This is a genomic window from Pseudomonas sp. NY15372 (genome assembly GCF_048068215.1).
Taxonomy (GTDB): domain Bacteria; phylum Pseudomonadota; class Gammaproteobacteria; order Pseudomonadales; family Pseudomonadaceae; genus Aquipseudomonas; species Aquipseudomonas guariconensis_A.
In genome coordinates this window covers 19,407-32,009 of record NZ_JBLUPY010000029.1, presented here as the reverse complement: position 1 = coordinate 32,009, position 12,603 = coordinate 19,407, and the positions used below count along the sequence as shown (strand labels likewise).

The window sequence follows — 12,603 nt, the reverse complement described above, 5'->3', positions numbered from 1 at the left end:
CATAAAGATGGTCCACACTGCATGCTTGCCTTCAGGGAGACCCGTACATGAGCGATCGCTATCTCGGCTTTGCCAACTCCACCTTGGGCCGGCGTCTCGTCGATACCCTGGGCCTGCCACGCCCGGTGCCACTGGAGCGTTGGCAGGCAGGCCGCCTGCGCCCGGTGGAAGGCGCCCTGGTGCTGGGCGGTGGGCCGTTGGCTGCCACGGTCGAGGCCATCGCACCCTGCCTGACCGACACCTTCTACAGCTTCAACGGCGACGGCCTGCAGGCCCAGCCCTGGGTCGCAGGCCTAGGCCCGAAGGTCAAGGCCGTGGTGTTCGACGCCAGTCACCTGTCCGACATCGATGCGCTGCGTCAGTTGCGTGAATTCTTCCAGCCGCTGCTGCGCAGCCTGGCACCGTGCGCCCATGTCGTCATCCTTGGCCGTGCTCCGGAAAAGCTCGACGACCCGCTGGCCAGCGTGGCCCAGCGCGCCCTGGAAGGCTTCAGCCGCTCGCTGGGCAAGGAGCTGCGCAACGGTGCCACCGTGCAGCTGCTGTATGTCGACGAGGGCGCCGAAAGCCAGCTCGAAGGCGCCTTGCGCTTCTTCCTGTCACCACGCAGCGCGTTCATCTCAGGCCAGGTGCTGCGCCTGACGCCCTGCGCCGCCCAGGTGCAGGACTGGACCCGCCCGCTGGCCGGGCGCCGCGCATTGGTCACCGGTGCCGCCCGCGGCATCGGTGCAGCCATCGCCGAAACCCTGGCCCGCGATGGCGCCGAGGTCACCCTGCTGGACGTACCGGCAGCGCAGAAAGACCTCGACGCCCTCGCCGCCCGCCTCGGTGGCCGTGCCCTGGCCCTGGACATCTGCGCAACCGATGCCCCGGCGCAGTTGCTCGAGGCCTTGCCTGACGGCATCGACATCGTGGTGCACAACGCCGGTATCACCCGGGACAAGACCCTGCCCAACATGACGCCCGACTATTGGGATGCGGTCATGGCCGTCAACCTCAAGGCGCCCCAGGTACTGACCCAGGCTCTGTTCGAGGCCGGCAAGCTGCATGACGCCGCCCGCATCACCCTGCTCGCCTCGGTCAGCGGCATCGCCGGCAACCGCGGCCAGGCCAACTACGCCGCGAGCAAGGCCGGCCTGATCGGCCTGGCTCAGGCCTGGGCGCCGAAGCTGGCCGAGCATGGCGGCAGCATCAACGCCGTGGCGCCCGGTTTCATCGAAACGCACATGACCGCAGCCATGCCCATGGGCCTGCGCGAGGCCGGGCGACGCCTGAGCTCCCTGGGCCAGGGCGGTATGCCGCAGGATGTCGCCGAGGCCGTGGCCTGGCTCAGCCAGCCCGGCACCGGCGCGGTCAACGGCCAGGTCCTGCGGGTCTGTGGCCAGGCACTGATGGGAGCATGACGATGACACGGCCGTGGCACGACCTGCACAGCCCCGATTCACGCGCCAGCCTCTACCTGCGAGCCTTGGCCAAGCGCAAGATCAGCGGCGAGCGCCTGCCCGAAGCCGGCCTGCGCTGCTTCCTACGGGTACAGCCCGACAACCTGTCTGCCTACCGTCGGTTGTGCCACTACCCCGACCACGGCCGCCTGCCGCCGACCTATCCCCATGTCATGGCCTTTACCCTGCAGCTGCAGTTGCTCACTGCACCTGACTTCCCCTTCCCGTTGCTCGGCCTGGTGCACTTGCATAATGAAACCCAGGTGCATCGCCCGCTGGGCGGGGTCGATGGCCTGCGTTTCTCGGTTCATGCCGACAACCTGCGCCCGCACCCCAAGGGTGGCACCTTCGACTTGGTGACCGAAGCGCAGGACGTGCTCGGCCCGCTGTGGCGTGAAACCAGCCGGATGCTGGTACGCGGCCTGCACCTTGAAGGGCAGGCCGAAGAAGACGTGGATCTCGAGCCCGGCAATCTGCCCGAAGTCACGCGCTGGTACGCCGATGGCGACATCGGCCGGCGCTACGCCAAGGTATGTGGCGACTACAACCCGATCCACCTCGGCGCGGCCAGCGCCCGGCTGTTTGGCTTCCCCGCGGCCATCGCCCATGGCCTGTGGACCCAGGCCATGGCGATGGCCGCGCTGCAGGGCCACCTGCCCACCAGCGGCTATGCCTTCGAGGTGGACTTCCGCAAACCGGTGCGCCTGCCGTCGGAGGTCGTGCTCAGTTCCAGCGAGGCCGGCCCTGCCGGGGTGCTACGCCTGGATGGTCATGGCGGGCTGCTGCACATGCTCGGCCAGTGGCGCCCCCTCGCCCCTCTGTAGGCGCGGACTTGCCCCACGATCGGCCGCAAAGCGGCCCATCCCCCTTGCTTTGCCCCCACGCTCACCCGAAGCTATACGCCATCAGGAGAGCCCCAATGAATCTGCAAGAACTGACCGACCGCCTGCACCGGATCCGCGACAACAACGACTGGCGCGGCTTCCACAGCCCGAAGAACCTGGCCATGGCCGCCAGCGTCGAGATGGCCGAACTGGTGGAGATCTTCCAATGGCTGACCGAGGACCAGTCGCGCCAGTTGCCCCCGGAAACACTCGCCCACGCCGGCCAGGAAGTCGGCGACATCGTCCTGTACCTGTTGCTGCTGTGCAGCGAGTTGGGCCTGGACATGAACGAAGTGGTACGTGCCAAACTGGCCGACAGCGAGAGGCGTTTCGCCAAATGAACGACCGTCATTTCGATGAGCTGGCCACCCGCTTCGCCGAGAAGATCTACGGCGGAGCCAAGGGTGCGATCCGTCTGGCGGTGCTCCAGGCCGATCTCGCCGAAGCCCTGCCCGACCGCCCCCTGCGCGTGCTCGATATCGGCGCGGGCCTGGGCCACATGGCCCTGTGGCTGGCCGAACGCGGCCACCAGCTGACCCTGGCCGAACCGGCCGCGCCCATGCTCGAAGGCGCCCGCGCACGCTTTGCCGAGGCCGGCCAAGCGGCCACCTTCATCCAGGCGCCCTGGCAGTCCTTGCTCGGCCAGCTGACCGAGCCGTTCGACGTGGTGCTGTGCCACGCCGTGCTGGAATGGCTGGCAGAGCCCGAGAGCATCCTGCCAGTGCTGCACCAACTGACGGCCCCCGGTGGCTGGTTGTCGCTGGCCTTCTACAACCGCGATGCGCTGGTCTACCGCAACTTGCTCAAGGGCCATTTCCGCAAGCTGCGCAGCAACCGCCTGGCGGGCGAGAAACAGAGCCTGACCCCGCAAAAACCGCTTGATCCACGGGACCTCAAGGCGCAACTTGAACCCATGTGGCAGGTCGAAAGCGAAAGTGGCGTACGGGTGTTCCACGACTATATGCCCAAGGAATTCCAAGCCAAGGCCGAGCTGCTCGATTTGCTGGAAATGGAACTGGCGCACCGCCGTCACCCCAGTTTCGCCGGCCTGGGCCGCTACCTGCATTGGATCTGTCGCCCGCACTGACACCGCTTACCGGGAGGACCGCATGCCGTACCCGCAACTGTGCCTGGCACTGTTCACCCTGGCCTTGGCCGCGTGCCAGGGCAGCAACCCCTATGTCGCCAGCAGCCGGCCGCTGCCGCCTGCGCCGCCCCAGGCCGCGACCACGTTCGACGCCAGCGCCTACCCCACCGCCCCGCGCGACTATGGCCGCTATCGCAGCTGGAGCTGGCGCAACGGCCAGTTGCCCCACGCCAGCGCCAGCACCGACCCGGCGCAACTGGCCGACGCCATCAGCGGCGCCCTCGACCAGCACGGCCTGCGCCCGGCCCACAACGCCAGCGCCGACCTGCTGGTCAGCGCCGACGTACGCCTGGAACGGCGCTTGCGCCAGGTGCGCGACTACGATTACTACGACCCCTATTACGGCCCATACCCTTATGGAAGTGCCGGGTTTGGCGGCTACCACAATGGCTACGGTGCCTACGGCAGCGTGCCGGTGGTACGCACCTACGAAGTGGAAGTGATGGTAGTGCGCATCGACCTGTTCGATGCCCGCAACGGCCAGCCGGTGTGGAGCGCCAGTGCCGAAAGTGACAGCGGCAAGGACTCGCCACGGGCCCGTGAAGACGCCTTGCGCGCATCGGTGAGCAAGGCGCTCAGCGGCTATCCTCCCAGCTAGCGTTCAACGGAGAACCATCATGTTGCCCCGCCTCGCCCTGTTGTCTTTCACGTTGCTGCTCGCCGCGTGCGCCAACAACAACGTCACCCAGGACTTCGATGCCAGCCGCGATTTCGCCGCGTACCGCAGTTGGGCCTGGCAGGAGCCGGCGCTGCAGTACCGCCCGGATGACCCACGGATCAAGAGCGACCTGACCGAGCAGCGCATTCGCCAGGCCGTGGCCGGCCAGCTCGACCAGCGTGGCCTGCGCCCGGTACAGGGCACCGCGCGGCCTGATGTGCGGGTGCGCACCTATCTGATCGTCGAGGACCGCCAGCAGCAGATCACCACCCACTATGGCGGCGCCTGGGGTGGGTACTGGGGCGGCTATTGGGGCGGGCCGATGTACAACGAAACCCGCAGCGTCGACTACAAGGTGGCGACCATCCAGGTGGACCTGTTCGACGGCCGCGATGGCAAGCTGGTCTGGCGCGGCAGCGCCGAACAGATCATGAACAACTACCCACCCAGCCCGCAGGAGCGCAACGCCGCGATCCAGAAGACCGTCGCGCAGGTGATGGCCAACTATCCACCCCGCTGAGCAAGGGGCCGCTCCAGCAACCATCCACCACCAGACCAAGGCAATTCGCTATCACCTTTACTACACTCCTTTCACCGCCGCCGCGCTGCATGGCCCAAGGCCAGCAAAGGAGTGCTCCGTGGTTCCTCATTCCGCTACCCACCAACGCGGCGCGATCGGCCTGATGGCCGCCCTTACCCTGGGTTTGGCATTGCTGTTCATGTTGCTCGTGGTCGACAGCGGCAGGCTCTACCTGGAACAGCGCAAGTTGCAGCGGATTGCCGACATGGCGGCGTTGGAGGCCGCCGGGCAGAATGCCGTGTGCTCGGGTACCGGCCCCCAGGCCACCACCATCGCCCGCACCGCCGCCACGCGAAATGGCCACGATGCCGCCAATCCACTGGTGGCCAGTTGTGGATATGTGCAGACCGGTGCCGACCAGTTGCGAACGTTTACCGTTGATGCGTCGCGTAACGAGGCGATCAAGGTTGAAGTGGACAAGGCCGTTCCGGCTAGTGTCGCAGCGGGTGTATTCGCTTTGGTAGAAAGCGGCGACCTTTCCATGAAGACGACCTTGCGTGCCAGCGCAGTTGCATCCAAACCTCAGCCCCCTCAGGCCATGCTGAGCATCAAAAGCACGTTATTGACGCTCGACTCACGTCATTCCGCCTTGCTCAATGCCCTGTTACGAGCACTTGGCAGCGATGTGCAACTGGACCTGGCAAGCTGGCAAGGGATCGCCGATACGCAGATCAACGTGCTTGAGTATATGAAGCAACGCGCCATCGAGTTGAATGCGAACATTGGAAACTATCAGGAAGTTCTGAGCACCGATGCACAACTGTCCACCTTGTTGCACACGGCCGTGGAGGTATTGAAACAAAACAATGCTACAGCGAAAGTTACCGATGATTTGGGCCGCGTAGCAGCGACCCTCGATATACCTGGTCTGAACCTCGGAGACATACTCGCTATCCAGAATGGCACCGCCAGTGCAGGCCTGGATACGAGCGTGCAGCTACTTCAACTCGTTCAAAGCATGTTGTTGGCTGCCGCCAGCGAACACGCTTTGAGTATTGATCTTACAAGTGATGCACCCGGCCTGATCAATACACGTCTGCGGGTCAAAGTCATCGAGCCCCAACAGTTTTCCGCAATCGGCGATCCCCGAGTCGATGAAATAAAGATTCACACCGCTCAAATTCGGGCTCTCGTGTCTTTGGACCTGCCCCTGCTCAATCCAATTATCGGGCTCATCAATGCCGTGGCCGACCTTGCAGCGCCCCTGACCAATGTGCTCAACAATGTGCTGAAGCTAGACCTGCGCGGAACGATCACGTCATTGACCTGTGCGCTGGGCGTACCGTGCAAGGTAAGCGACATAAAGCTGGTTCCCGATCAATTGCATGTAGATATTGGTTTGCAAGTCGGGCAGGCAAGCAGCCGAGTCCTGACGCCACCCGATGGATTCAGCTGTGCCCCAAAACGATTAACGACCAGCAACCAGAGTTCGGCGGTAAAACTGGCGCTTGGCAAGATTCCAGAGGATTTTCTCAACGATGAGAACACTCCAGTGGATGCCCTGCGCTTGATTGATATCGGTACCAATATCTGTACCAGTATCCTTGGGCTGTTTCCAACGTGTGGGACTCGTGTTCCCAGCGTTGGTGGCGGCATTGGAGTACGCATCGATACCCAGATCTTGAGCGCAAGTCACGAAGGGACAATCTTGGATTTTACGGGGGCTTCGGTTCCCGACATCGGCCTCCCGCCTGCCTACAAAGCTATTCCGAACGTCAATGACCATATCGTCGCGAGTGTGAGCGAAACCCTGCAAGGTATTCATCTGGAGGCTTACAAACCCACCGTCAGCAATGGCCTGGGGGATATCCTGACAGGCGCTGCATCGCTGCTCGGTGGCGTCAGGGCCATCCTGGAGCCCATACTTCGCAACCTGCTGAGCCCGCTGGTCGATCCGCTGGTCAATAGTCTGCTCAAAATACTAGGCATCGACCTGGTCAACGCCGAAGTCGGCGCCAACCTCACCTGCTCCAGCGGCCACGCTCAACTGGTGATGTGAGTCGGCAAACAAACCTTGAAACACGCCCCTTCCGCCCCGTTAACCACACTCAAGCTCCCGCCCATCCCTTCGACAATCCCATAGCTCACCGACAACCCCAAGCCGGTCCCCACCCCTGCCGGCTTGGTGGTGAAGAACGGCTCGAAGATGCGGGTCAACAGCCGAGGGTCGATACCGCCGCCGTTGTCCTCTACCCATAGGCACAACTCCCCGGGCTGCACGGTCTGGCGAATGCTGATCCAGGCCTCGCCCCGGCGCTGTTCGAGCAACGCGTCGCGGGCATTGATCATCAGGTTGATCAGCACCTGCTCCAGCTGGTCCTGATGCCCGAGCACCGCAGGCTGCTCGTCGGGCACTTCGATGCGCAGCTCTACTCCCTTGCCTCGCAGGTTGTCCTGCAGCAGCGCCGCCGCCTCGGCCACTGCCCCCCAGGCGACGAAGCACTGGCGTTCGATCTCCGAGCGGCGACCGAACACGCGCATATGGTCCACCAGGCGTGCGGTGCGTTCGATCTGCGTCTCGATGCGGTGCAGCTTGTCTTGCAGATAAGCGGGCTCGGCCGTGCCGTTTTCCAGGCGCTTGAGCGCATTGGCGGTGGCCATGCGCATCACGTTGAGCGGCTGGTTGATCTCGTGCAGCAAGCCGGTGGTCAGCTCGCCCAGGGTGGCCATCTTGGCGCCTTGGAACAATTGCCGCTGGCTGCGCCGCACCTCGGTGTTGTCGCGGCCCACGGCCTGGATCTCCAACAACCGCCCCTGCTCGTCGAACAGCCCGCGGTCGGCCCAAACCCACCAGGCATGCTCGCGGCCGGGCAACTGCAGGCAGATCTCCGCGCTGCTCACCGGGTGCTCCGGGGTCAGCGCCGCAAGGCGTGCCAGGAATGCCTCGCGCTGCTCGTCCGACAGCCACTGGCCCAGGTTCATGCCCACCAGGTCGGCCGGTGCGCATTGCAGGTAATCGGCCAAGGGCCGATTGCCGAACACCAGGCCAAGGTCCGGGCGGTAGCGGCAGATCATCGCCGGGGAGTCCTCTACCAACACGCGATAGCGTTCCTCGCTCTGGCGCACCCGCTCGGCGGCCTCGGTCGCCTCAGTGACGTCCAGCCACAGGCCGACCACCTCCACCGGCTGGCCGAGGTCATTGCGCAACAGGCGCGCTTCGTCCAGCACCCAGTGATACCCGCCCAGGTTGTCGCACAGCCGGTAGCGGCAACGGGCCTGGCCGTCGCGCAGCAGGGTGCGGGTACGCTCGAGCCACAGCGGGCGGTCCTGCGGGTGAACCGCCAGGCCCGGCTGGCGGGCCTGCTCGCTGTCCATCGCCCAGCCGAGCAGAGGCATCAGGCTGGCGCTGAAGAATTCACTGTGCAGCGCGCCCTCGGCATAGCGCTGGATGTAGATCACCGCTGGCGAGCTGGCGATCAGGTTTTCCAGGCGTGCCCGGGCCGCGCCCGCCTGCAGCTCCTGGGCCTTGAGTGCGCTGATGTCGAGCAGAAAACCTTGCAGTTGGCGGTTCTGCCAACGCCCTACCCAATGGAACCAACTCACCGCCTGCTCGTCGCCTTGCGGTATTCGCACGCTCAGGCTCAGATCCGCACCGCTGCGGGCCTGCTCGAGGGCCAATTGCGCCGGCTCACGATCGGCCGGGTGCAGGCGAGCCAGCCAGTGTTCCAACCCAGCCTGGCTGGGCAGCTCGAAGCGCGATGCCAAGATCGGGTCCAGGTGCAGGCCACTTTCGGCCGACCATGCCCACCAACCGGCTCCCAACTGCTGCTGCAGCTCATCCAGGTAGTGGGCCTGGCGTTGCAACCGGGCAAGGCGGTAGCGGCTCAGCAACGTCTGCGCCAGGGCATGCCACACCCTGTTCGGGCCTTCGCCCCCGGGCATCGTACCGCCGGCACAGAGCAACCAGGCCTGGATATCCGGGCCTTCGCAAAACGGCAGGAGACTCAGCGAAACGCCGCCGCACAACGCCAGCAACTCAGGCGCAACGACACCGTCCAGGCGCGGAGCCGACAGCCAGGGTTGCAGGCGCGCATCCTCGGGCCAGGGCCAATCGCACGCATTGTCGGCGAAGCTGCGCCAACCTGCGGCTTCGTGCAACAGCACACGCAGCGCCCGCACCTGCCAACGCTCGGCCAGTTGTTGCAGTTGCTCGGTGACGCAGGGCACCAAGTGGTCTTCGCTACACTCCCGCACGGCACGGCCAATCTCCAGCGCCAGCTGAGCGTGCTCCTGGGCCTGCCTGGCGTGGGCACTTTCGAGCAGCAGGTCACCGATATCGAACAGCTGCAGCAACCAACCCTCGCCTTGGCGCATAAGCCAGCCTCGGGTGCGCAGCGGGTGGCCGGTGACTGTATGGAAATCCAAGTCCAGCGGTTGCCCTTGCCAGTCTGCGGGTTCCCCTTCGAGCACCAGCCAGCTGTGCCGCTCCAGGTAGTCGTGCACGCGGCCACCCCCTTTGAGCGGCAATGCCAGTAGCGTACGCAGGGGGCCGGACAACCGCAGCACGGCGCCCTGCGGGTCGAGCCACAGCTGCAGGCCGACCGCCGCGGGCACCTCGGGCTCGGATGCCGGCGGCGGCGTCCCCAGCCAGCGGTCGAACAGGCCCGTCACAGTTGCAGGCTCGCTTCGGCCTGCAAGTGCTCGGGCAATCGAGGTACTTCGCCTATCACAGGCAGCACCAGGACCGGCAGCACATTGGTCAATTGCTCTCGGGGGTAGTCGATCGAGACCGTCAGCAGATTGTCCACCAACGCCACCCGCGCATGGCTGGCGGCAGTGAAGCCCAGCGCCGCAGGCATCCACGCCAGTTGCTGGTCAATCACCTGGCGCGCCAGGGCCTCGTAGCCAGCGCTGCCGCTGCCCGGCTCCAGCGCCACGCAGCGGCGTACCGCCTCGCTGGTGGCCTGGTTGAACGACTGCAGCATGAGCATCGGCAGCGCGTAGCTGACCAATCCGTAGAACACTGCGAAGAACACCATGAAGACTGCGACAAACTCGATGGCTGCCGCGCCTTTTTGCCGTCTCGCCAGGCTTGCTTTCATGTTCGCGTCTACCCTGACTATGACACCTGCTGAAAGCATAGAACCGTTCAACGAATAGGGATGGCAATTTGCCAATGCAAAGCATTGTTCTCCTGATGTGGCTTGCCTTGTGCACCGAACAAGATCTCCGTGAACGCCAGCTTTCCAACACCCTCACCCTGGGTGTCGCAGCCTGTGCACTGGCCTGGCTGTTCGGCACCGGCCACAGCTGGATCGGCGCCGATGCCAGCGAGGCGGGCTGGGCGCTGGCCATCGTCATGCTGCTCACCCTGCCCGGCTACATGCTCGGCCGTTTCGGCGCCGGCGACGTCAAGCTGATGGGCGCCCTGGCCCTGGCCACCAGCCCGCAATATGTCCTGGGGACCTTCATAGGGGCCGGGCTGACCGTGGTCGCCTGGCTGCTGGGCCGGCGCAGGCTCTGGCTGCTGCTCAACCCCAAGGTGAAGAAGCGCCTGCAAGCCTTGGCCGAGGAAGTCGGCGACAAACAACCCTTCGCTCCGTACGTGTTGATGGGGTTCCTGTTGACTGCGGTATGGATTCAATAGTGACCTAGTGGTCATTTCGCTTGTACAACCCTTGTACATAATTGCAAAGTGCGACTACTTTCTTAGGCGGCCAAGGCACAGATGCGACGGCCGAAGCGAACAGGGAGTTGATCGTGAATAAGTACGCCAGCGCCGTAAAAATACTGGTTGTCGATGACGAGCCATTGGTTGTCGAAGAGTTATGCGAGTTTCTTGAAGGCAATGGCTACACCTGCATCCCGGCCCACTCAGCGATCGAGGCCATCGAAAGCTACCAGGCCGACGAGCAGATCGGCCTGGTACTCTGCGACCTGGACATGCCCGACATCGATGGCGTCGAGATGGTCCGTGCATTGAAAGGGATCAATGGCCGCCAGCGCGTGTTCGAGGCGATCATGCTGACGGGCCGCGCCGAGAAGCAGGACGTGATCCGCGCGCTGCGCGAAGGCTTTGCCGACTATTACCAAAAGCCCATCGACCTGAAGGAGCTGCTCGAAGGCGTGCGCCGCCAGGAGCAGGCGCTGGTCGAGCGGCGCCGCAACGTGCGGGAACTGGGCAACCTCAACCAGCGGCTGCAGGAGCTGGCCGAATCCATCGACGGGCTCTACCAGGACCTGGAAAAAGCCCGTGGGCAGGGCCTGCATCGGCGCGCGACGGATGTCGAGGAAGCCGAGCCCGAGCTGCCGCCGGCCTTCGAGAAGCTCTCGCCGCGTCAGTTGGAAGTCGCCAGGCTGGTGGGCAAGGGCAAGACCAACTACCAGATCGCCTGTGAACTGGGCATCACCGAGAACACCGTGAAGCTGTACGTCTCCCAGGTGCTACGCCTGACCCACATGCACAACCGCACGCAGCTGGCCCTGGCGCTAGCGCCACGCTCGTCGCCGGTGCACCAGCGTTTTACCGCCCATTAAACCGCCCCGTGGCCTGCGCCGCCCCTGTAAAAGCGCTGCATGGCACCGGCCACGCCGGTAATCGCGGGGCAAGCCCGCTCTCATAGAACAACGCATAACTATTTGATTTTGCGGGCCTTGTGGGAGCGGGCTTGTCCCGCGATTGGGCCGGGCCGGATATCACCGTCGCCCTTGATCGCGGGACAAGTCGGACCGCCGCACCGCCGCTCCCACAGGGGGGCGGCGCTAGCCGCTTGTTCTCTGCGCGACAGCGCAGCCCGAAGGGCTGGGTAATCTCCCACAAGAACCTGCTCGCGCCGCCCCTGTAGGAGCGGCCTTGTGCCGCGATGGGCTGCATCGCAGCCCCGACCATCCAACCCTGCAAGAACGGTTTACCCGCGAGTCATCCAATGCGCTGCATGGCACCGGCCACGCCGGTAATCGCGGGGCAAGCCCGCGCCTACAGAGGCCGGCGTGGCCTTCAATCATCCGACGAACTCACCTTCTGCCACCGGAATATCTCGGGGATTGGATACTTGTAGCTGTCCAGCCAACGTTGCATGGAGGCATCCCGCTCCGCCGCGGTCTGCACTTGCACCCTGGGCGAGGCCTGCTGGTTGCTCGCCTGCACACGCAACCAGGCTTCTGCAGCCGAATCCGGCGGCGCCTGGCGAAGGGGCTCGTCGGCCAGGGCCGGCAAGGGGCTGGCCACCAGGGCCAAGGTCATCAACAATTTGTACATGGCTACGCCCTCCTCGCCCTCAACCGACCGTGCCACGCCCGGTCGCCTTCAACTGCCTGGCCCGTGCCTGCGCCTCGGCGAACTGCTCCGGCTTGAGCCGCAGCCGGGCCACCAGGTCGGTGGCCTGCTGCCAGTTGTCCTCGACCAGCGACAAGGTCACCAGGTTGACCGCCGGCAATGGGTTGTCGTCCTTGAGTTCGATCGCTGTAAGAAACTCGAACCGCGCCTGCTCGTGATTGCCCAGGTTCATCAGCACCACGCCCAGGTCGTTGCGCACCTTCTCGTCGGTCGGCGCCAGGCGCACGGCCCGTTGCAGGTTGCGCAAGGCCTGCACATCGTCGCCACGGGCCGAGGCAAGCTGCCCCAGGCCATGCTCGCCTTCTGCCGCCAGGCAGCCGCCCAACAGGCTGCGGTACAACGGCTCGGCCTCGCTGCGCCCCAACAAACGCAGCACGCGCGCCTTGCGCAGGCGCACCTGATCGAGGTCGTCCGGCAACTGCTGCAAGTGCGCAAGGCTGGCATGCGGGCGGCCATCGTTGAGCACCTCGTCGGCCAGGTTCAGGGCCAACTGCTGATCAGCGTTGGGCTTGCCGCACGCGGGCGTTCCCAGCAACCGGGCGATGCCTTCAGGTGGTTGGCCCGCGCAGCCGCCAAGCAGCAACAGGCCGGTGAACAACAGGATCGCTTTCATTCACTT

General features: G+C 64.8%; 13 protein-coding genes. 9 read left to right on the top strand and 4 right to left on the bottom strand.

What is annotated here, in order from left to right; genetic code table 11:
- The first annotated feature begins 47 nt into the window (after nt 1-47).
- The 7 genes from ACNFG0_RS17580 (at nt 48) to ACNFG0_RS17550 (ending at nt 6,707) form a co-directional block, all read left to right on the top strand.
- Nucleotides 48-1,400, top strand: a complete 1,353-nt coding sequence (locus ACNFG0_RS17580; RefSeq protein ID WP_416765824.1) for a 3-oxoacyl-ACP reductase — start codon at nt 48-50, stop codon at nt 1,398-1,400.
- 2 nt (nt 1,401-1,402) lie between these two features.
- Nucleotides 1,403-2,263 (top strand): MaoC family dehydratase, encoded by an 861-nt coding sequence (locus tag ACNFG0_RS17575; RefSeq protein WP_416765823.1) that lies wholly within the window; start codon nt 1,403-1,405, stop codon nt 2,261-2,263.
- Nucleotides 2,264-2,358: 95 nt separating this feature from the next.
- A complete protein-coding gene (locus ACNFG0_RS17570; RefSeq protein ID WP_196146395.1) occupies nt 2,359-2,664 on the top strand; it encodes a MazG-like family protein in 306 nt (101 codons plus the stop codon).
- A complete protein-coding gene (locus ACNFG0_RS17565; RefSeq protein WP_196146394.1) occupies nt 2,661-3,410 on the top strand; it encodes a methyltransferase domain-containing protein in 750 nt (249 codons plus the stop codon). The genes ACNFG0_RS17570 and ACNFG0_RS17565 overlap by 4 nt, the downstream gene beginning before the upstream one ends.
- Nucleotides 3,411-3,432: 22 nt before the next feature.
- Complete coding sequence (locus ACNFG0_RS17560) at nt 3,433-4,068, top strand: DUF4136 domain-containing protein (RefSeq protein ID WP_416765821.1); 636 nt, start codon at nt 3,433-3,435, stop codon at nt 4,066-4,068.
- A gap of 19 nt (nt 4,069-4,087) precedes the next feature.
- Complete coding sequence (locus ACNFG0_RS17555; RefSeq protein ID WP_416765819.1) at nt 4,088-4,648, top strand: DUF4136 domain-containing protein; 561 nt, start codon at nt 4,088-4,090, stop codon at nt 4,646-4,648.
- A 118-nt stretch (nt 4,649-4,766) separates the two neighbouring features.
- Nucleotides 4,767-6,707, top strand: coding sequence for a pilus assembly protein TadG-related protein (locus ACNFG0_RS17550; RefSeq protein ID WP_416765818.1), 1,941 nt, complete (start codon nt 4,767-4,769; stop codon nt 6,705-6,707).
- Here ACNFG0_RS17550 and ACNFG0_RS17545 read toward each other — a convergent pair.
- Together ACNFG0_RS17545 and ACNFG0_RS17540 are read right to left on the bottom strand one after the other, a co-directional pair.
- Entirely contained in the window at nt 6,692-9,319 is a 2,628-nt protein-coding gene (locus tag ACNFG0_RS17545; protein ID WP_416765816.1) for an ATP-binding protein, read from the bottom strand. The two genes, ACNFG0_RS17550 and ACNFG0_RS17545, sit on opposite strands and share 16 nt — an antisense overlap.
- Complete coding sequence (locus ACNFG0_RS17540) at nt 9,316-9,750, bottom strand: TadE/TadG family type IV pilus assembly protein (RefSeq protein ID WP_196146390.1); 435 nt, start codon at nt 9,748-9,750, stop codon at nt 9,316-9,318. The genes ACNFG0_RS17545 and ACNFG0_RS17540 overlap by 4 nt, the downstream gene beginning before the upstream one ends.
- Nucleotides 9,751-9,824: 74 nt before the next feature.
- Between ACNFG0_RS17540 and ACNFG0_RS17535 the strand changes: the two genes are divergently transcribed.
- The gene (locus ACNFG0_RS17535; protein ID WP_196146389.1) at nt 9,825-10,295 is read left to right on the top strand and encodes a prepilin peptidase; all 471 of its coding nucleotides are present in this window, start codon (nt 9,825-9,827) and stop codon (nt 10,293-10,295) included.
- A 113-nt stretch (nt 10,296-10,408) separates the two neighbouring features.
- Nucleotides 10,409-11,185, top strand: coding sequence for a response regulator (locus ACNFG0_RS17530; protein ID WP_416765814.1), 777 nt, complete (start codon nt 10,409-10,411; stop codon nt 11,183-11,185).
- 460 nt (nt 11,186-11,645) lie between these two features.
- On the opposite strand, the gene ACNFG0_RS17525 is transcribed toward ACNFG0_RS17530, so the two are convergent.
- Both ACNFG0_RS17525 and ACNFG0_RS17520 read right to left on the bottom strand, forming a co-directional pair.
- On the bottom strand, nt 11,646-11,906 hold the full coding sequence (locus tag ACNFG0_RS17525; protein ID WP_416765813.1) for a DUF3613 domain-containing protein: 261 nt from the start codon (nt 11,904-11,906) through the stop codon (nt 11,646-11,648).
- Nucleotides 11,907-11,925: 19 nt separating this feature from the next.
- On the bottom strand, nt 11,926-12,597 hold the full coding sequence (locus tag ACNFG0_RS17520; protein ID WP_196146386.1) for a tetratricopeptide repeat protein: 672 nt from the start codon (nt 12,595-12,597) through the stop codon (nt 11,926-11,928).
- Nucleotides 12,598-12,603 lie beyond the last annotated feature (6 nt).